The 16,450-nt window shown below is 66.9% G+C and carries 23 protein-coding genes; 20 read left to right on the plus strand and 3 right to left on the minus strand.

Going from position 1 to position 16,450, the window contains the following annotated elements:
• Positions 1–47: 47 nt before the first annotated feature.
• The gene (locus tag BY998_RS23315; protein WP_110354073.1) at positions 48–764 is read right to left on the minus strand and encodes a hypothetical protein; all 717 of its coding nucleotides are present in this window, start codon (positions 762–764) and stop codon (positions 48–50) included.
• Positions 765–1,145: 381 nt separating this feature from the next.
• Here BY998_RS23315 and BY998_RS23320 point away from each other — a divergent pair, with 381 nt between their 5' ends.
• From BY998_RS23320 to BY998_RS23350, 7 genes are all read left to right on the plus strand, one after another.
• Entirely contained in the window at positions 1,146–1,862 is a 717-nt protein-coding gene (locus tag BY998_RS23320) for a phage regulatory protein/antirepressor Ant (protein ID WP_210205516.1), read from the plus strand.
• Positions 1,859–2,221, plus strand: a complete 363-nt coding sequence (locus BY998_RS23325) for a hypothetical protein (RefSeq protein WP_110354074.1) — start codon at positions 1,859–1,861, stop codon at positions 2,219–2,221. The genes BY998_RS23320 and BY998_RS23325 overlap by 4 nt, the downstream gene beginning before the upstream one ends.
• Entirely contained in the window at positions 2,218–2,475 is a 258-nt protein-coding gene (locus tag BY998_RS23330; RefSeq protein WP_110354075.1) for a hypothetical protein, read from the plus strand. Before BY998_RS23325 ends, BY998_RS23330 begins: the two co-directional genes overlap by 4 nt.
• 24 nt (positions 2,476–2,499) lie before the next feature.
• Positions 2,500–2,766 (plus strand): hypothetical protein, encoded by a 267-nt coding sequence (locus tag BY998_RS23335; protein WP_110354076.1) that lies wholly within the window; start codon positions 2,500–2,502, stop codon positions 2,764–2,766.
• Positions 2,767–2,815: 49 nt separating this feature from the next.
• The gene (locus BY998_RS23340; RefSeq protein WP_110354077.1) at positions 2,816–3,268 is read left to right on the plus strand and encodes a MucR family transcriptional regulator; all 453 of its coding nucleotides are present in this window, start codon (positions 2,816–2,818) and stop codon (positions 3,266–3,268) included.
• Positions 3,269–3,375: 107 nt separating this feature from the next.
• Positions 3,376–4,089, plus strand: a complete 714-nt coding sequence (locus BY998_RS23345) for a hypothetical protein (RefSeq protein WP_110354078.1) — start codon at positions 3,376–3,378, stop codon at positions 4,087–4,089.
• Positions 4,090–4,277: 188 nt separating this feature from the next.
• On the plus strand, positions 4,278–4,535 hold the full coding sequence (locus BY998_RS23350; protein ID WP_110354079.1) for a hypothetical protein: 258 nt from the start codon (positions 4,278–4,280) through the stop codon (positions 4,533–4,535).
• Positions 4,536–4,590: 55 nt separating this feature from the next.
• Here BY998_RS23350 and BY998_RS24140 read toward each other — a convergent pair whose 3' ends face one another.
• Positions 4,591–5,232 carry a hypothetical protein gene (locus BY998_RS24140; protein ID WP_146221847.1) on the minus strand — a complete coding sequence of 214 codons (642 nt, stop codon included), beginning with the start codon at positions 5,230–5,232 and terminating at the stop codon, positions 4,591–4,593.
• A 107-nt stretch (positions 5,233–5,339) separates the two neighbouring features.
• On the opposite strand from BY998_RS24140, the gene BY998_RS23355 reads away from it, so the two are divergent.
• From BY998_RS23355 to BY998_RS23405, 12 genes are all read left to right on the plus strand, one after another.
• A complete protein-coding gene (locus tag BY998_RS23355; RefSeq protein WP_110354080.1) occupies positions 5,340–5,666 on the plus strand; it encodes an HNH endonuclease signature motif containing protein in 327 nt (108 codons plus the stop codon).
• A gap of 6 nt (positions 5,667–5,672) precedes the next feature.
• The gene (locus BY998_RS23360; protein ID WP_110354081.1) at positions 5,673–5,924 is read left to right on the plus strand and encodes a hypothetical protein; all 252 of its coding nucleotides are present in this window, start codon (positions 5,673–5,675) and stop codon (positions 5,922–5,924) included.
• 137 nt (positions 5,925–6,061) lie between these two features.
• Positions 6,062–6,652, plus strand: a complete 591-nt coding sequence (locus BY998_RS23365) for a hypothetical protein (protein WP_146221848.1) — start codon at positions 6,062–6,064, stop codon at positions 6,650–6,652.
• The gene (locus tag BY998_RS23370; protein ID WP_110354083.1) at positions 6,652–8,331 is read left to right on the plus strand and encodes a terminase large subunit; all 1,680 of its coding nucleotides are present in this window, start codon (positions 6,652–6,654) and stop codon (positions 8,329–8,331) included. The genes BY998_RS23365 and BY998_RS23370 overlap by 1 nt, the downstream gene beginning before the upstream one ends.
• Positions 8,332–8,341: 10 nt before the next feature.
• Positions 8,342–8,560, plus strand: a complete 219-nt coding sequence (locus BY998_RS23375) for a hypothetical protein (protein WP_110354084.1) — start codon at positions 8,342–8,344, stop codon at positions 8,558–8,560.
• Positions 8,560–9,891: a phage portal protein gene (locus BY998_RS23380; protein ID WP_110354085.1), complete on the plus strand. Its 1,332-nt coding sequence runs from the start codon at positions 8,560–8,562 to the stop codon at positions 9,889–9,891. Before BY998_RS23375 ends, BY998_RS23380 begins: the two co-directional genes overlap by 1 nt.
• Positions 9,888–11,090, plus strand: coding sequence for a S49 family peptidase (locus tag BY998_RS23385; RefSeq protein WP_110354086.1), 1,203 nt, complete (start codon positions 9,888–9,890; stop codon positions 11,088–11,090). The genes BY998_RS23380 and BY998_RS23385 overlap by 4 nt, the downstream gene beginning before the upstream one ends.
• Before the next feature lie 115 nt (positions 11,091–11,205).
• Complete coding sequence (locus BY998_RS23390) at positions 11,206–12,555, plus strand: phage major capsid protein (protein ID WP_110354087.1); 1,350 nt, start codon at positions 11,206–11,208, stop codon at positions 12,553–12,555.
• A gap of 80 nt (positions 12,556–12,635) precedes the next feature.
• Entirely contained in the window at positions 12,636–12,803 is a 168-nt protein-coding gene (locus BY998_RS24565) for a hypothetical protein (protein WP_181425605.1), read from the plus strand.
• 9 nt (positions 12,804–12,812) lie between these two features.
• Complete coding sequence (locus BY998_RS24570) at positions 12,813–13,115, plus strand: hypothetical protein (protein ID WP_181425606.1); 303 nt, start codon at positions 12,813–12,815, stop codon at positions 13,113–13,115.
• 79 nt (positions 13,116–13,194) lie between these two features.
• Entirely contained in the window at positions 13,195–13,911 is a 717-nt protein-coding gene (locus BY998_RS23400; protein WP_110354088.1) for a hypothetical protein, read from the plus strand.
• Between the two features lie 36 nt (positions 13,912–13,947).
• Positions 13,948–14,382, plus strand: a complete 435-nt coding sequence (locus BY998_RS23405; RefSeq protein ID WP_110354089.1) for a hypothetical protein — start codon at positions 13,948–13,950, stop codon at positions 14,380–14,382.
• A 964-nt stretch (positions 14,383–15,346) separates the two neighbouring features.
• Here BY998_RS23405 and BY998_RS23415 read toward each other — a convergent pair.
• Positions 15,347–15,550: a hypothetical protein gene (locus BY998_RS23415; RefSeq protein WP_110354091.1), complete on the minus strand. Its 204-nt coding sequence runs from the start codon at positions 15,548–15,550 to the stop codon at positions 15,347–15,349.
• 104 nt (positions 15,551–15,654) lie between these two features.
• On the opposite strand from BY998_RS23415, the gene BY998_RS23420 reads away from it, so the two are divergent.
• Entirely contained in the window at positions 15,655–16,341 is a 687-nt protein-coding gene (locus BY998_RS23420; protein WP_110354092.1) for a hypothetical protein, read from the plus strand.
• The last annotated feature ends 109 nt before the right edge of the window (positions 16,342–16,450 follow it).

Raw genomic sequence — 16,450 nt, forward strand, 5'->3', positions numbered from 1 at the left:
TGATCGACGTTCCAGGAGCGAAACACCTTGGCCATGAGCCGAGTGAATCACCCCCCAGCCTCGCCGTCGAGAGGATTACTCGGACAGGCTCCTAGGCGTTCGTAGAGGGAGAACGATTTGCCCTTGCAGTGAGGGCAGCGGACATCAACGGCGGCGCCCATGATCAACCCTCCGCCTGTCCAGAGGGGGCCGGGTCGGCCACGGGCGCAGAGACGAAGCGGCCGCACGCTATCCGGCACGCCCGGCGGTGTGGCCGGGGTGGGGGTGAGCTTGCCACTGCGGTAGGCGTTCACGAGGGCGACGACGAACCGAGCCTCCGGCTCCGAACAAGTCGCGATGCTGTCGGCCAAACCACCGGCTTCATCGTGCGTGCAGATGCCTTCACACTGCGGCGGCTGCTCCTCTCCGGTCTCGACATCTCGGAAAGGAAACATGTCCACATGCCATGGCCCCGCAGCGGCCTTCGCCGATAGCGCGGCCAGATCCTCCCCCGCCGTCATCCTCTCGGCGCCAGAGGCGGGAGCGGAGAGCATAGCGCGAGCCTTGAAGACGAGCGGCTGCACATCGCTAATGAGCCAGCGCTCCACGGTTCGCATGGTGTGCTGCCCGTCAGGCAGAGCGTCCCAGGCCGTGACGATGGCTTTAGCGAGATCCATCGCAGTCACGCTCTCGGGGCCAAGCGCCCCCTGTTCGTGGGGAGCGCTCATGATCTCGTCCTCGGTGCTGCTTCCGGCGCCAGACGCGCCCTCTTCATGGGGGATCATCGGGTGGACTCCGGGGTGAGGGCGATCATGCGCTCCACAAGGGCTAGCGCGGATTGCTGAAGCTCACGACACCTACGAGAGCACCCTGAACGTCGTCGCACGGCGGCAGCGACAGGCGGCCAACACACGCGTCTATCGGCTTGTCGATCCGGAGCGCGCCCGGGATCAAGACCGCCGGAAGGCCAAAGGTCGAGCCCTGCGCGCCGCGGCTGAGGTGGAGGCCGCCGAGACCGGCCGTCCGGTCGCCGAGGTCATGCGCGCCTGGGACATCAAGCCGGCGGCGAGGGCCAAGCCTGCAAGCAGGCCCCGCCGCCGTCCAACCCCTCGCTGCAACGAGGGATCAGCGACCACCCCGAACCTCGAGAGAACGCGATGACCGAGATGAGCCATAGCACCCCGGGCCTGCCGATCGCCAACATCCCCGCCGTTGGGGCGCAGACCATGTCGACGCTGGAGGTCGCCGAGCTGACCGGCAAGCGGCACGACAACGTCATGGTCGACGTCCGCAACATGCTGTTCCAGCTCGACAAAGATGGCCTGACTTTTCAGGGCACCTACCGGGACAGCATGAATCGGGAGAAGCCCTGCTACCACCTCCCGCAGCGCGAGTGCCTGATCCTCGTCTCCGGCTACTCGATCCCGATGCGAGCGAAGATCGTCGACCGCTGGCAGGAGCTGGAGCGGCGCGAGCAAGCGCCCGCGATCGATCTCAACGACCCCGCGGCACTCCGCGGCCTGCTCCTCACGCACACCGAGAAGGTGATCGAGTTGCAGGGCCAGATCGCCGCCCAGGCGCCGAAGCTTGAGGCCTACGCCCGCATCGCCGAGGCCGACGGCTCCCTCTGCATCCGGGATGCCGCGAAGGCCCTGCAGGTCCGTCCGATCGACCTGACGAAGCACCTGATCGCCAAAGCCTGGATCTACAAGCGCGTCGGCTCGAAGGAGTGGAGCGCCTATCAGCCGAAGCTCGCGCAGCTCCTACTCCGGCACAAGACGGCGACGATCCCCCATGAGGACGGGCACGATCGCATCCGGACGCAGGTCCGCGTGACTCCGAAGGGCCTCGCCCGCCTTGCCGAAGAGCTGGTGGCGGCATGAGCGCCCCCACCTTCGCCCGCCCCGCGGCCGAGGTCGGCTCACCCGAGTGGCGTGCCGCGCTGTTCGGGCAGGCCATCGCCTACAGCGCCCACCTGACCGGGCCGATCTGCCCGTACGTGCTCGGGCTACACCTGCGCTCCATCCTCGGCCTGCCCGAGGAGGAGTGCGGCGGCGAGATCCTGGACGCGACCGTGATGCTGATCCGGTCCGGCCTGTTCACGATCAACACCGTCGAGCCCGGCACCGGCGCCTTCTGGTTCGGCGGCGACACCAAGCTCACCCCGACCCGACTGCTCACCGGCTACGTCTACGGCGAGCCCGGCGAACCCCTCGAAGAAGAGGAGGACGACTGGTCATGATCGCCCCCGAGATCACCGACCACGCCCTGCTCCGCTGGATGGAGCGCGTGCATGGGGTCGATGTCACGACATGGCGTGCCCTCATGCGAGCCGAACTCGAGGCTTCGATGGAGGCCTACGACGGACGCGAAGATCTGACCGTGCCGGGCTTCGTCGTCTGCGACCAGACCGTGGTCACCTGCGTGTCCGCTGACTGTCGAGCGACGCGCGCGAGAGGCGGGAAATCCGCCATTCGCCTACCTCGCACCGCCTGATCGCCGCCACCTGTGGAGCGCCCCATGCAAGACATCACCGAGATGAAGCCGTTCTGGATGGTCTACGGCGTCGGCCAGCGCGGCCCGACCTATCAGCACGACAGCGAGGGTTCGGCGCTGCGTGAGGCCGAACGGCTCGCCGAGAGCAGCCCCGGCACGACCTTCGTGGTGCTGGAGGCGACACAGGCCGTCCGCACGCGCCGGCTCGACTACTTCGACTTGCGTACGGCCCCATCTCCGTCTGACCAGCACATGCGCCGGCTGAACTCGGCCGATGACATACCGTTTTGAAACAGCGGACTGCTCAATCGACGGTCCCATTCCCCCTTCAGGAGACGACATGCTCGACGACGACAACGCAGCTGCAGGCATCGACACCATCGATCTGACCGCCACGATTGTTGCGGCCTACGTCACGAAGAACATCCTGCCGGCGAAGGACCTGCCCGGATTGATTTCCAGTGTGCACGCCTCACTGGCGGGCCTTGGCGGCACGAAGCCTGCGGCGGCTGCTGAGATTGAAATTGAAAAGCCGACACCCGCACAAATTCGTAAGTCCATTACTCCAGATGCGCTGATCTCTTTCATCGACGGCAAGGCTTACAAGATGCTGAAGCGGCACCTCAGTTTTCATGGGCTCAGCCCCTACAGCTATCGGCAACGCTACGGCTTGCCGAGCGATTATCCGATGACGGCGCCGAACTATTCGGAGTGGCGGGCAGCCCTGGCTAGGTCGAACGGGCTCGGACGCCCTTACGGAGGGCAACAGCAGGCTTCGGAGGCCGCAGAGTGACGGGCGCACCTCTCTCCTGATGCCATCACGGTCGGCATCAATGTCCTGTTCGGACCGGTGCCGACCGCCTTCAAATTCCTCCCGTAGCGTATCGAGGAACAGCCGCCATGGGCGCCAAACTGCACGGACAGCGCTTCCAAGCTCGGGTCACCCCGCAGCACAACTTCACCATCGCGAAGGACGAGCCGATCCCGGCCGAGCGCCGGAACAAGACCCCGAACCTCTACGCGGCGGCCGTGCGCTGGTACGTCTGCACTACGGCGCCGAGCCGGGAGTTGTCGGCGGCAGCCAGCATCAAGCGCGCCATGCTCCGGGGCATCAGGGAAGACGAGACCCCGTTCATCCCTTACGTGCCTTGCGAGTACCTATGGCGGCGCTCGGTGCGCTCGAACCTGCGGGTGCCGCGACGCGAGCAGCAGCGGCCGGCCATGCGCTCCTACCTGTTTCTGGGCGTGCTCGGCGGCCTCTGTGACGAGACGCTGGCGGCCCTGAGGGAGCGGGACATTGATGGCCGCAATCTGCATGGGCTGACGGGCATCCTCGGCGCGGCCAACCGCGGCCCTCTCGCCATGAACCCGGCCGGCCTTCGCTGGCTCCGGCAATGGGGCGAGGATGAGTTGGCCGGTCGCACGAACCTCACGCCGCTCGCAGGCATGCAGGCTGGCGAGGAGGTGCGGGCCTGCTCGGGCCTGTTCAGCGGGTTCGTCGGCAAGTTCGTCGGCACGTCGGACGGCGGCGCAATCGGCATCATCTCGCTGGAGGTGATGGGCGCGCCCTTCGACTACCGACTGCCCATCGAGGATGTGCATAGGGCAGCATGACGCCTATCGTTGTGTTGACTTCTGATAGGCGCTCTCTAGTATTTCCCTCGCGCTCACGAACGAAGCGGAATAGCTCGGTGGTTGCGCGAGATCGGACGTGAGGTCGCCACAGGCCCTGCCGCTTCTCACGATTGGAAAGATGTGCCCCGAGCGGATGGCCCGCTGCGGGGCTTTTTCATGCCTTGGGCATGGAAGCGCGCGACGAGTGGAAGCCAACCGGTCGCACCCGCCTCCGCGGGCTCTGGTTCGGCCTTCTGGCCTACGAGGTCGAAGAGACCCGCATGGTCAACGCGTGGATGCCCGGCGCTCCCCACAGCCCGATGAACTGGCGCCTGACTTATCGGTGGCGTCGGGTCAGGTTCGGCGGGGTGATCGACCTGCAGGGCACAGTGCCGGGCAAGCGGATCGCGGCGCACCTCGCGGTGCCGACCGAGGCAGGTAAGTAGGGGCATGGTGCCCCTCAAACCTATGCGGGGAGTCGGGCAAGTGTACCCGACCCGATCAAGCGTCCCGCAGGTGAGGAAAGTAGCGCCTCAGAATGCGCCTGTTCATGCGGTGTAATTCGCCTTGTGACTTTTTCAGCCTCCGATCGTTCGCCGCAATGTGAGGCGGATAGGGAGGTCCGGAGACGCCGCCGACGGAGTTGAGCGAATATCGCCCATCTTTCTGCAGTTCGGTCCAAAACCATTTCATGTACCCGTTGTTCTCTTGATAGGCTGAAATTGCCCTGCGAACATCGACGTCCTTGACAAGCATGATATGACGGTTGGCAATAAGTGGGGGCCAAGTCGTATCTGGAACTATGGAACCGTCCGGCACAAAGGTCGTGACACTATCCCTTGCATTATTGTCGAGTTGTGCGGGCGTAAGATCGATCAGTTCTCCCTCAGGGCTCCTCCAAATACAGTGATGCATCATTTGGATGTACACACCGGGGACTGTCTCGATCATCCAGCCATATACAGGTTCGCCGCCGGCACGGTCCACGCGTGCCTGCACAGTATAATAACACCCTCTACCCGCACCCTGCGGTTGGCGGCGCACCGCGTGGACTGATTGAGCGCATATCTCAGCAAGCACATCCGGCATGCGTTCGTGATCAAGCGGCAGATCCTGCATTGGCAGGAAAACTAAATCGACCATACGTCATCTGCTCCGTCAGCAGAGGCTGCGCCGCGTCAAGGCGCGGGACTAGGAGTACCGAGCCTATGCGGGTTGTTGTGGCGCGAATTGGTCGAAGGTCATAACGCATGGCCCGTCTCGCCACACTCCTCCCACGCCTCGGCACGCTCGACACGCGTACTGCCCAGCCGGCGCCCAAGGTAGCTGATCCCGAACTTCTGACGCCCGAGCACAGGGCTTGGCGCCAAGAGGTGCTGAAGCGCGCCGGATGGAAGTGCCAAGCGCCCGGCTGCACGGCCCATGGCAGGCGCGGCGGCGTCAGGCTCTACGCCGACCACATCGTGGAGCGTCGGGACGGCGGCGCCCCGCTCGATCCGGCGAACGGGCAGGCGCTGTGCCCGAAGCACCATGCCGAGAAGACGGCGCGTGAGCGGGCGAAGAGGATGGCGAGGTAGCAGCCCATGCACATCGGACGTGTCGAAGGCTGCACCCGAGTGCTCGGCAAGAGCCAGGGCTACCTCGGTCTCCCGATCCGCGACGAGGTTATCACCTGCACGGTAGGCGGACCGGAGACGCCCGCCATGACGACGGCATGGTTGCCGACGGCTGAAGAGCTTGCAGCCCTCGTGGCCGGCGCTCCGATCCATGTGCGGATCCTCGGCACGGCGCACCCGCCCATCATGGTCGAAGTGGGCGCTCCGCCCGAGGCCTGACCCGCTGGTCGGCGGGACGGGAGGGGGCGGTCAGAAGTCGGAGCGACCAGGGGGTCGCTACCGCACAGGGTCCCATTCGCAGATTTTTTCCCGGTGGGTGAATTCGAGGGCCGCGGAGTGCTGCGGACGACGTGACCATGGGCAAGACGAAAAAGCCGATCGATTGGGCCGCAATCGAGCGCGATTACACGAAAACTTCATTGCCAGTCAGAGAGTTGGCCCGCTGGTACAACTGCGACGAGAAGGCGATCAGGCTGCGCGCGAGGGCCGGAGGATGGTTGCGGCCGGGTCAGGAAAACTCCGCGGCGCCTCCGCAGGCTCCGCAGCCCCTGGATACCCTCGTCGCCCCGATCATGGAGCGGCTGCGCGAGATGGCCCCCGACGAGCCGGCGCAGACGCCCGATATCGTCGAGCGGACCCGCCGCGTGGTCATGCGCTTGGTGGATGAGCTTGAGGCGGTCACCGGTCGACGCGGCGAACTCGCCGAGCTGATCGACGAGGCGCTGGCCGGCAAGGACAACGTCAAGCAGCGCGCGAGCCTGCAGAAGGCGCTGAGCCTCAGCGATCGAGCCATGGTGGCGAAGAATCTCGCGCTGGCGACGAAGACCCTGGCCGAGGCGCATGCGCCGGCCGGCAAGAAGGCTGCGGCGGCAGAGGATGCGAGGTCAGCGGGGCTCGGCTCGGATTGGGGCGATGATCTCGCCGGCCCGGCAGCGCGACCGAACTGATGGCCGAATGGAGCACCGCCTGCCCGGATTGGGAGGCGCGGATCCTGGCAGGCCGGACGCTGGTGCCAGACCTGCCACTGTTCGAGGCCGAAGCGGCACGGGCCGAGCGCATCTTCAATCGGCTGCGGATCCCGGACGTGATCGGCAAGCCGACCATGGCCGAGAGTGGTACGGAATGGCTGCTGCCGATCGTGCGGGCGATCTTCGGGTCCTACGACCCGGAAGCTAATCGGCGACAGATCCAGGAGTTCTTCTGGCTCGTCCCTAAGAAGAATTCGAAGTCGTCCGGCGCTGCGGCCATCATGGTTACGGTGCTGATCGTGAACCGGAGGCCCTTGGCCGAGGCGCTGCTCGTCGCGCCGACCAAGGAGATTGCCAACATCGCCTACAAGCAGGCCTGGGGCATCATCCAGGCCGACCCGGAACTGGCGAAGCTCTTCCACGGCCAGCACCACGTCCGCACGATCACCCACCGCAACAGCGGCGCCTCGCTCCAGATCAGGGCGGCCGACACCGACGTCATCACCGGGTCGAAGGCGACCTACACCCTGATCGACGAGACGCACGTGTTCGCGAAGAAGCCGCGGGCGGCTGACGTCTTCGTGGAGGTGCGGGGCGCCCTGGCGGCGCGGCCAGACGGCTTCCTGATCCAGGTCACCACGCAGTCGAAAGACACGCCCTCCGGTGTGTTCAAGCAGGAGCTCGAGACCGCCCGGAAGGTGCGGGACGGCGAGATGCAGCTTCCGCTGCTGCCGGTCCTCTACGAACTGCCGGCGCGCTTGGTGGCCGACGGCGGGTGGAAGGAGCGGAAGCTCTGGCCCCTGGTGAACCCGAACATGGGTCGGTCGGTCGACGAGACCTTCCTGGCCAACCAACTGCTGAAGGCGGAGCAGGAAGGCGGCGACGCTCTGGCGCTGCTGGCCTCCCAGCACTTCAACGTGCAGATCGGCATGGGGCTCGGCGGCAACTGGGCCGGCGCCGAGTTCTGGGGTCGCGGCACCGACCCGACGCTGTCGCTCGACGCGCTGCTGGAGCGCTCCGAGGTCGTCTGCATCGGCATCGATGGCGGCGGCTTGGACGACCTGTTCGGGCTCACCGTGCTCGGGCGGGACCGGGCGACCCGAGACTGGCTCGCATGGTCACACGCTTGGTGCCACGTCGGCGTGCTGACCCGCCGCAAGAGCATCGCAGTGAAGCTGCGCGAGTTCGAGGCCGCGGGCGAGCTGACGATCGTCGACGATGAACTGAAGGACATCGAGGCCATCGTCGGCATCGTCGAGCGGGTGAAGGACGCGGGCCTCCTTGCTCGGGTCGGCGTGGACCCGGCCGGCCTGGGCGAGTTGATCGAGGCCTTCGCCGGGATCGAGGTGACGCAGGAAGCTAAGCTCCTGATCGGCGTCTCGCAGGGCTACGGCCTGATGCACGCGATCAAGGCGGCCGAGCGCAAGCTCGCCAACGGCACTCTCCGGCATTCGGGCTCGGCGCTGGCTTCGTGGTGCATCGCGAACCTGAAGATTGAGCCGACCGCGACCGCGATCCGGGCGACCAAGCAGAACGCGGGTGACGCCAAGATCGACGTCGCGATGGCCCTGTTCAACGCGGTGGCTCTGATGGCGACGAACCCCGAGCCGGTGAACACCCGCTCTGTCTACGAGACGCGCGGCCTTCGGGTCGCCTGAGGAGCCCGGCATGCCTCTGGACCGCGACCGAGATGCCGGGGCCGCTGCGCGCCCGGCGCCCATCACCATCAGCTTGCAGGTCTTCCGCGAGATCATGGGCACGCTCGGCGCCGGAATTGCCGGGTACGGTGCTTGGCTGCACTACCCGCCGGCCGGCTTCATGGTCGGCGGCGGCGTGCTGATCGGCCTCGCCATCGTCGGGACGCTGCGCGGTGGCGGTAACGGCTGATGCGCGGGCTGTTCTCGGCCATGCTCGGCGGTGGGATGCAGGCCGCGGAGCGCGAGGTCACCACCTGGGCGCCTGACGACGATCGCTGGTATGGCGACGCAGGCGGTGCGGCCACCTTCACCGGGCGACGGGTGACCCCGGACATCGCTCTGCAATTCTCGGCCTTCTACGCCGGCACACACCTGCTGGCGAAGACCTTGGCCTCCCTGCCGCTGCGGATGTACCGGAAGGATCCGGCGACCGGAAAGAGCTACGAGGCGCCCGAGCACCCGCTGAACGACCTGCTGGAGTACCAGCCGAACGGGTGGCAGACGGCCTGGGACTTCCGGGCCATGCTGATGATGCACCTTGTCATGCGCGGCAACGCGTATGCCGAGATCGTGTCGGGGCCGCGGGGCTTCGCGGACCGTTTGGAGCCGATTCATCCGGACCGCGTCGCGGTCGACCGGCTGCCGGACCGAACGCTGCGCTACACGGTGTCGGACGAGAGCGGCCGCATCCGGCGCCTGCTGCAGGACGAGGTGCTGCATCTGCGCACGGCATTCGCGCCCGGCCTCGTCGGCATCGGCCCCATCGCCTATGCGCGGCAGACCGTCGGCCTGGCGCTTGCCACCGAAGAGCATGGCGCCCGACTGTTCTCGAACGGTGCCCGCCCCTCCGGCGTGATCACCGTCCCGAAGGAGTGGAGCGACGAGGCCTTCAACCGCTTCAAGGAGGACTGGCGCCGGACCTACAACGGCCTCTCGAACGCGGGCGGCACGCCAATCCTTGAGGATGGGGCCAAGTTCGAAGCCATCAGCCTGACGGCGGAGGACGCACAGTTCCTGGCGACGCGCCAGCACCAGATCGAGGAGGTCTGTCGCTGGCTCGATGTCCCTCCGGTGCTCGTACACCACATGACGAAGACGACGTCCTGGGGGTCGGGCGTCGAGGCCATCATGCTGGCCTTCGTCCGGAACAACCTGAAGCCCTGGCTCGACTGCTGGACCCACGCGGTTCGGCGCGACCTGATCCTGGCGCCCCGCCTCTACGAAGCGCGCTTCGATATCGAGGACCTGATCCGCGGCGACTCGAAGGCGCAGGCCGAGTTCTTCAGCCGGCTGGTCCTGAACGGGGTGCTCACCCGGAACGAGGCGCGCATCGCGCTTGGCTACAACCCGCTGCCGGGCCTCGACGAACCTCTGCAGCCCAACACGGGCGCGACCTCGGACAAGCTGCCCGGCAATGGCGGCGGCGAGCCCAACAGCACCGCCCTGCTCGGCCACAACAGCGGCCCTCCCATCGGGGAGCCTGCCGAGCCTCCGACGCAGGAAGAGGAGCCTGACGCATGACGACCCGCTTCCCGCACCTGCGGTCCGCCCTGATGTCGCAGATCTGGGCCATGGATCCGATCTGGCACGCGCTCATGGTCGAGATGATCGAGAACCGCGCCGAGGGCATCACCATCACGCCCGAGCAGGTTCGAGAGCGCGCCGGCCGACACTCGCAGCTCGCCGACGGCTTGCTGATCGCGGGTGTCGACGTGCCGAACGGCATGGCGGCGATGTTCGAGGTCAGCCACTCGGGCCGCATCTACGCTGCGCGGGGCGGCGGCGCCTCGCGTGTGGCCGGCGATGCCGAGCCTGGCAGCCTGATCGCGGTGATCAACGTCATGGGCGTGATCGCCCACCATGCGAGCCAGGTCGACAATATCAGCGGCCCGGGCGGCACATCGACCGCCCGCGTCGGCCAGAGCTTCGATGCCGCCCTAGACGATCCGGCCGTGAAGGCCATCGTGTTTCATGTCGACTCGCCCGGCGGCGGCGTGGCCGGCGTGCAGGAGCTGGCCGACAAGATCTTCGCGGCTCGCGGGCGCAAGCCGATCATCGCCCAGGTGAACAGCACGGCCGCCTCGGCCGCCTACTGGATCGCCTCCCAGGCCGACGAGATGGTGGTGACGCCGAGCGGACAGGTCGGGTCGATCGGCGTCTACGGCTCGCACAAGGATGTATCGGCCGCGGCCGAGAAGCAGGGCCTGAAGGTGACCTTCTTCGCTTGGCCGCCGCAGAAGGTCGACGGCAACCAGTTTGCCCCGCCGTCGGCCGAGTTCACCGACAAGGCCATGGCCGACGTGAAGACGGTCTATGGCCAGTTCCGCAACAGCGTCGCGCGCGGTCGCGGCGTGAAGGCCTCCGATGTCGAGGCTGGCTTCGGCAAGGGCGGGGTCGAGCTCGCGGCCAATGCGCTGAAGCTCGGCATGGTCGACCGCATCGCGACCATGGAGGACACACTGCGCCGGGTCGGCAAGATGAAGGTGGCACCCACCGGTGCGCGCGCATCCGCCGACATCGAGACGATTCAGGCAGAGGCCGACGAAAGCCGGCAAGCTTCCCGGGAGTCGACCGAGGAGCCGAGCTTAGCCGCCGAGCCGCCGGCTGCCCAGGCCGAAGAGCCGGTGCCGGAGGACGCGACGGCCGATCGCCAAGCCGCCCTGGAGCGCGACGCCTACCGCCGTCGCCGTCACGCGCATCGCCTGCGCTCGACCGGCTGAGCCACCCGCCTTTCCTGTTGTGCGCCCCACGGTCCGGCCGGGCCCGTGGGCAGTGCTTCGCGCCTGACGTGCGAGCCCGCGCCCTTGTGCCCGGTCACGATCACGGAGACAGAGCATGTCCATCAAGGCACTTCGCCAGAAGCGCGCCGATCTCGTGCGCGAGGCCCAGGCCGCATTCGATCTGGCGGCGCAGGAGACAGACGGCAGGTTCTCGGCCGAGCAGGAGGCGCGCGACGACGCGATCTCCGCCGAACTCGCGGCGCTCGACAAGGACATCGAACGCGTCGAGCGGCAGATGGAGCGCCAGCGGGCGCTGGGCGGCGCACCGGACGACAACGAGGCGGCCGACCGCCGCGGCGCCGGTGATCGCCAGCAGGGCCAGGGCTTCGCCTCGCTCGGCGAGCAGATGCGCGCCATCATGGTGGCCGGGCGCCCGGGCGGTCAGGTGGATCCGCGCCTGCAGGCCTTCGGCGACATGTCGGCCGGCCCCACTGGCATGTCCGAGGGCATCGCCGCCGACGGCGGCTGGCTCGTCCAGTCCGACTTCGCCAACGACCTGATCAAGGCCACGTTCGAGGGCGGTCAGATCGCCTCGCGGGTGCGCAAGATCCCGATCGGCCCGAACTCCAACGGCATCCGCGCGAACGGCGTCGACGAGACCAGCCGCGCCAACGGCTCGCGTTGGGGCGGCGTGCAGGCCTTCTGGACCGAGGAGGCCGGCCTGAAGCGTGAGAGCCGCCCGCGGTTCAAGCGCATCAGCATGGAACTGACCAAGCTCGTGGGCCTCTGCTACGCGACCGACGAACTGCTGCAGGACACCACGGCGCTCGCCGCCTGGATCGATCAGGCGTTCGAGGAGGAGTTCGTGTTCCGCATCGAGGATGCGATCATGAACGGCACCGGCGCGGGCATGCCGCTGGGCTACCTCAACAGCGGCGCCACCATCGTGGTGCCGAAGGAGGTCGGGCAGGCCGCCAACACCATCGTGGCGCAGAACATCCTCAAGATGTGGAGCCGGATGCCGGCGGCCTCGCGCAAGAACGCGGTCTGGATCGTCAACCAGGACGTCGAGGTGCAGCTCTTCCAGCTCATGCTGCTGGTCAAGAACGTGGCCGGCACCGAGAACGTCGGCGGCCTCGCCTTCCCCCAGGTCACCTACGTCCCGCCGGGCACCAACGGCAACGAGTACGGCACGCTCATGGGCCGGCCGGTGATCCCGGTCGAGTACGCCGCCACCCTCGGCACGGCCGGCGACATCCAGCTCGTCGACCTGACGCAGTACCTCGCGATCGACAAGGGCCCGATCCAGAAGGCGTCCTCGATCCACGTCCGCTTCATCTACGACGAGACCTGCTTCCGCTTCGTCTACCGCTTCAACGGCATGCCCGTGTGGCAGCAGCCGATGACGCCGTACCGCGGCCTCACCACGCAGTCGCCCTTCGTCACGCTCGGCAGCCGCTCCTGAGCGGTCTGAACGGCTGAGCGCACCGGCGGGGCTCGCCCCGTCGGCCCACCCTTCCCCTTCATCTCCGACGGGAGAGCCCCATGCCTAAGTCCAACTTCGCGACGGCCGTGAAGGTCGTCGAGCTCCTGCCTGCCGCCGCCGACGCGGCCGGCCGCTCCTCCGACATCGTCAACCTCCAGAACGCGACCTACGCCACGATCCTGGCTTCGCTGGCGCAGGGCAACGCCGCGCCCGTGACGCTGACGTAGGCCAAGGACGTGGCCGGCACCGACGCTAAGCCGTTCGACAAGCCGGTGCCGATCTGGGCCAACCTCGACACGGCCGCGAGCGACACCCTCGTGCGGCAGCCCGACGGGGTGTCCTTCGCCAGCGGCGCGGCCGTGAAGAACAAGCAGGTCGTGTTCCACATCGACCCGGCGCAGCTCGACGTGAACGGCGGCTATAAGACCGTCTTCGTCACCACGAGCGCATCGAACGCGGCCAACCTCAACAGCGTCCTCGCGCTGCTGGAGGGCCACCGCTTCCAGAGCGCGACGCTCCCCAGCGCGATCATCGACTGAACCGCGCCGCCGCGCCTGCCGGCGGGCCGCCCGTGCTCGCCGGCATCGTCCCGTGCCGCCTCATTCCGGAGCCGACCCCATGTTCGTGAAGCAGCTCATCGGCCGAATGGCCGGCGCGGTCGTCGAGATGCCGTTCGCCGCCGCCACCTCCAACATCGCCGCCGGCACCTGTGTCCTGGCGACCGAGGACGAGGTGGCCGCTGCCGGCCTGCAGGCCGTCCCAACCGTCACCTCGACCGAGCCGGAGGTGCTGCCGGCCGGCTACCGAACCGAGGTGGCCGAGGTCGGCGGGTTCGATCTGTTCGACGCGGGCGGCGTGCTGCTGAATCAGGAGCCGTTCGCCAACCTGCCGGCCCTGCTGTCCTTCGCGCACGAGCGCGCCACGGCGATGGCGCCGGTCGCACTCGTCATCCCGCTCAGCCAGATCCCTGGCGACGAGCCACCGATGGTCTCCTTCGACGGATACCGGTTCGAGCCCGCCGAGGGCGGAGGCTTCCTGCTGTTCGATCCGTCCGGCGCACCGCTCGGCGCCGATCCGGTCGCCGACGAGGAGGCGGCCCGTCTCGGCCTGCGCCAGCACTATGCCGCCGCTCGCGGCATGACGCTGGAGGAGCTTGAAGAGGAAGAGGCGGCGGTCAACGCCCGGATCGTCACGGTGACGGTGCCCGAGAACTGGCGCTCGCTGCATCACACTCAGCGACGCGCCCTGGCGCAGCAGATCTCAGGCGAGCCGCAGTCCAGCACCGCCGCGGCCGAAGAGGTGATCGAGGAATACGTCACCCGACCGGCGGCCTGAGGATCCCTGAGGCGTCCGAGGCAGGGAGGATCGATCATGAGGCGGACCGCAGCAATCCTGGCGCTCCTCGTCCTTACGAGCGCCCTACCTGCCTCGGCGCAGCCCCTGACCTCGAACGGCTACAACGCGGTGCCGGGCGTGCCGCAGCCGGTGACGACGATGCCGTTCCAGCGGCTGCACTCGGCGCCGATCCGGCTGACGAACCTCGGGCTGACACCGAAGAGCTTCGCGATCTCCCGCCCGGCCGATGCCACGACCTATCGCATCGTGAATCCGTGCGACGTCGATATCCGGTTGCTCGGCACCATGACCGAGGCCGAGAGCGTCTCGGCCACCACGGGCGTGCTCTACCTCGCGCGCACCGAAGCGACGATGGGGACGAGCAGACCGAACTTCGTCTCGGCCATGACTGTGGGGGCACCGACTGGCGACTGCACCCCCGAGATGCACTACGGCATGGGCGGTGGCTGATGTACGTGTGCCGCTGCCACGTTGTGGCAGTGCGATTTGGACTATCAGTGCAACAAAATATGCGGCATACCATTCATATGGACAGTGCTGATTTTGAATACTACTCGATCTGTGCGGCGCTGATTATTGCGATCGCAGCCTTTTATTTCATGCTCTTCAAGCTGCTTAGCCCTTAATAGCGAAGATGTTCACCATCCTGCGGATGTCGGCTTTTTGGAGAGTCCGCGCCATCGCGTGTCTGGCCTCCAGACTGCCGGCGGCACCGCGTTCGCGTGGCAACTTGCTGCGGAGTAGGCTGATGCGCGCATTTCTCCGCCATGCGCTTTGCCTCGCTGTCGTCGTGCCCTCTGCCTCAGAGGCCCGGCCTGTCGGCTACAGCCTGAAAACTCTACAGGGGCCCGCTGGCCCGCAAGGTGCGCAAGGGCCGCAGGGTGAACCCGGCCCCACAGGCGTTGCTGGTACTCCAGGAGCAAAAGGCGACAAGGGCAATGACGGACCGCAAGGGCCGAAAGGGAGCGACGGTGCCCCGGGCGCCAAGGGAGACGCCGGAGCAGCGGGCGCACCGGGAGCGGTCGGAGCAACAGGCCCGAAAGGCGATCCAGGCCCTCGTGGCGTCGCAGGTGCCCCAGGACTGAAAGGCGAACCCGGTTCGGTCGGCCTGCAGGGGCCGGCCGGCACCCCGAAGCGCGTCGAGCGCTACACAGCGGCTGCGAACTCAAATGGCGTAGCAACCTTCGCTTGGCCCGCCTGCGCGACAGTTCCCGACGTTGAGGTGATCGTCGGCTGGGCAGGCGACCAGATGATCGCGGGCGGTGTCACTTCGCAGTCCCTTTCGGGGGCGACCGTACTAGTGAAGCGCTCGCGCGGCACGTTGCTACTGAACAGCAGTCCCTTCGAGACGGCGGGGAGCACGACAGTTCAGCCGGTAAACATCGCCGTTCGCATGATTTGCAATTGACCGGGCCTATGAAGGCCGCAGCGTGCTAGGCTCTTCGTTGAAGCTGTCGTCGCCGAACCAAATATCTTCGAAACCCTTTATGAAAAGCGACATTTTCTCTTCGCTTACCACCAAGTTGATCACCTGTCCGTCGTCCACCTCCAGCGCCAACTCATATCCATTGTCAATTTCTTTGACTTTAGAGTGAACAAGGTTTTTCGACTGGGCCATTAGGATTCTCCCCATCGTCTGTAAAGTTCAACGCGCCGCCCGTCGGAACGACTCATCCTAACTCCTGAATAATCTGACTGCGACATGACAGCGCCCGCAATGGGGTGTGCGGGTATGCGGAGGGTGAGATCCAGAACGATCTCATCGAAGAGCGCACCGCCCGCATCACGGCAGACGGCGCATTCACCCTCACGCTCGACGCGGCGATCACCCGCATCGGCGATGCCGAGGCTGCCATCATCACCGAGCGCGAGACCCGGATTGCCGATGGTGTCGTGTTTGCCGCCAATGCCGGCTATGCGCTCCCGGCGGGCGGGCGAGCGGTCTTCTCGGCCGCGACAGGTGCCAAGTTCTACACGAGCGGCGTCACGGTGGAGCGTAAGACGTGGACGCCCACCGTCACCTTCGCGACGCCAGGGGATTTCGCCCCCACCTACGCCCTGCAGGAGGGGGAATACTGGCACTCGGGCGACTACGTGCATGTCCGCTTCCGGGTGACGTTCACGGCCAACGCCTACACGACGGCGGCGGGAGCGTTCCGGCTCATCCTGCCGGTTAGCTATGCCGGCGCAGGCATGGGCGTCCCTCTGAGCCGCGTGTTCAACGTGGACATCCCGGCCGGCACGTTCGGGGAGCCCAAGGGCTATGTGGCGTCCGCAGGCGGGCCGACCTTCCTTGAGTTCCTGATCAACCGGCCGGCGAACGCTCCGATCTTCCTCGGAAGCAACTTCGTCCCCCCGTCGCGCGCCAGCGTGTCGATCGAGGGGCAGTTCTTCTACCGCGCAGCCTAGGTGTTTGATCCCGCGGTGTGGTGGTACGGTTGACCACCATGCTGCGAGGGATGCGCTATGGGCCAGGTTCTCCATGGAAGCGCCACCACGACGGAGGCAGTCCGTCGCG

It is taken from the genome of Methylobacterium sp. B4 (genome assembly GCF_003201865.1).
In the GTDB taxonomy this organism is placed as follows: Bacteria; Pseudomonadota; Alphaproteobacteria; order Rhizobiales; family Beijerinckiaceae; genus Methylobacterium.

Excerpts from the sequence above, each read along its gene's own strand:
- BY998_RS24140 (WP_146221847.1), bottom strand. The coding sequence starts at position 5,232 with ATGGTCGATTTAGTTTTCCTGCCAATGCAGGATCTGCCGCTTGATCAC.
- BY998_RS24565 (WP_181425605.1), top strand. The coding sequence starts at position 12,636 with ATGCCTAAGTCCAACTTCGCGACGGCCGTGAAGGTCGTCGAGCTCCTG.
- BY998_RS23400 (WP_110354088.1), top strand. The coding sequence starts at position 13,195 with ATGTTCGTGAAGCAGCTCATCGGCCGAATGGCCGGCGCGGTCGTCGAG.
- BY998_RS23335 (WP_110354076.1), top strand. The coding sequence starts at position 2,500 with ATGCAAGACATCACCGAGATGAAGCCGTTCTGGATGGTCTACGGCGTC.
- BY998_RS23380 (WP_110354085.1), top strand. The coding sequence starts at position 8,560 with ATGCGCGGGCTGTTCTCGGCCATGCTCGGCGGTGGGATGCAGGCCGCG.
- BY998_RS23360 (WP_110354081.1), top strand. The coding sequence starts at position 5,673 with ATGCACATCGGACGTGTCGAAGGCTGCACCCGAGTGCTCGGCAAGAGC.
- BY998_RS23375 (WP_110354084.1), top strand. The coding sequence starts at position 8,342 with ATGCCTCTGGACCGCGACCGAGATGCCGGGGCCGCTGCGCGCCCGGCG.
- BY998_RS23405 (WP_110354089.1), top strand. The coding sequence starts at position 13,948 with ATGAGGCGGACCGCAGCAATCCTGGCGCTCCTCGTCCTTACGAGCGCC.
- BY998_RS23365 (WP_146221848.1), top strand. The coding sequence starts at position 6,062 with ATGGGCAAGACGAAAAAGCCGATCGATTGGGCCGCAATCGAGCGCGAT.
- BY998_RS23315 (WP_110354073.1), bottom strand. The coding sequence starts at position 764 with ATGATCCCCCATGAAGAGGGCGCGTCTGGCGCCGGAAGCAGCACCGAG.
- BY998_RS23325 (WP_110354074.1), top strand. The coding sequence starts at position 1,859 with ATGAGCGCCCCCACCTTCGCCCGCCCCGCGGCCGAGGTCGGCTCACCC.
- BY998_RS23330 (WP_110354075.1), top strand. The coding sequence starts at position 2,218 with ATGATCGCCCCCGAGATCACCGACCACGCCCTGCTCCGCTGGATGGAG.
- BY998_RS23355 (WP_110354080.1), top strand. The coding sequence starts at position 5,340 with ATGGCCCGTCTCGCCACACTCCTCCCACGCCTCGGCACGCTCGACACG.
- BY998_RS23415 (WP_110354091.1), bottom strand. The coding sequence starts at position 15,550 with ATGGCCCAGTCGAAAAACCTTGTTCACTCTAAAGTCAAAGAAATTGAC.
- BY998_RS23345 (WP_110354078.1), top strand. The coding sequence starts at position 3,376 with ATGGGCGCCAAACTGCACGGACAGCGCTTCCAAGCTCGGGTCACCCCG.
- BY998_RS23350 (WP_110354079.1), top strand. The coding sequence starts at position 4,278 with ATGGAAGCGCGCGACGAGTGGAAGCCAACCGGTCGCACCCGCCTCCGC.
- BY998_RS23320 (WP_210205516.1), top strand. The coding sequence starts at position 1,146 with ATGAGCCATAGCACCCCGGGCCTGCCGATCGCCAACATCCCCGCCGTT.
- BY998_RS23385 (WP_110354086.1), top strand. The coding sequence starts at position 9,888 with ATGACGACCCGCTTCCCGCACCTGCGGTCCGCCCTGATGTCGCAGATC.
- BY998_RS23390 (WP_110354087.1), top strand. The coding sequence starts at position 11,206 with ATGTCCATCAAGGCACTTCGCCAGAAGCGCGCCGATCTCGTGCGCGAG.
- BY998_RS23340 (WP_110354077.1), top strand. The coding sequence starts at position 2,816 with ATGCTCGACGACGACAACGCAGCTGCAGGCATCGACACCATCGATCTG.
- BY998_RS23370 (WP_110354083.1), top strand. The coding sequence starts at position 6,652 with ATGGCCGAATGGAGCACCGCCTGCCCGGATTGGGAGGCGCGGATCCTG.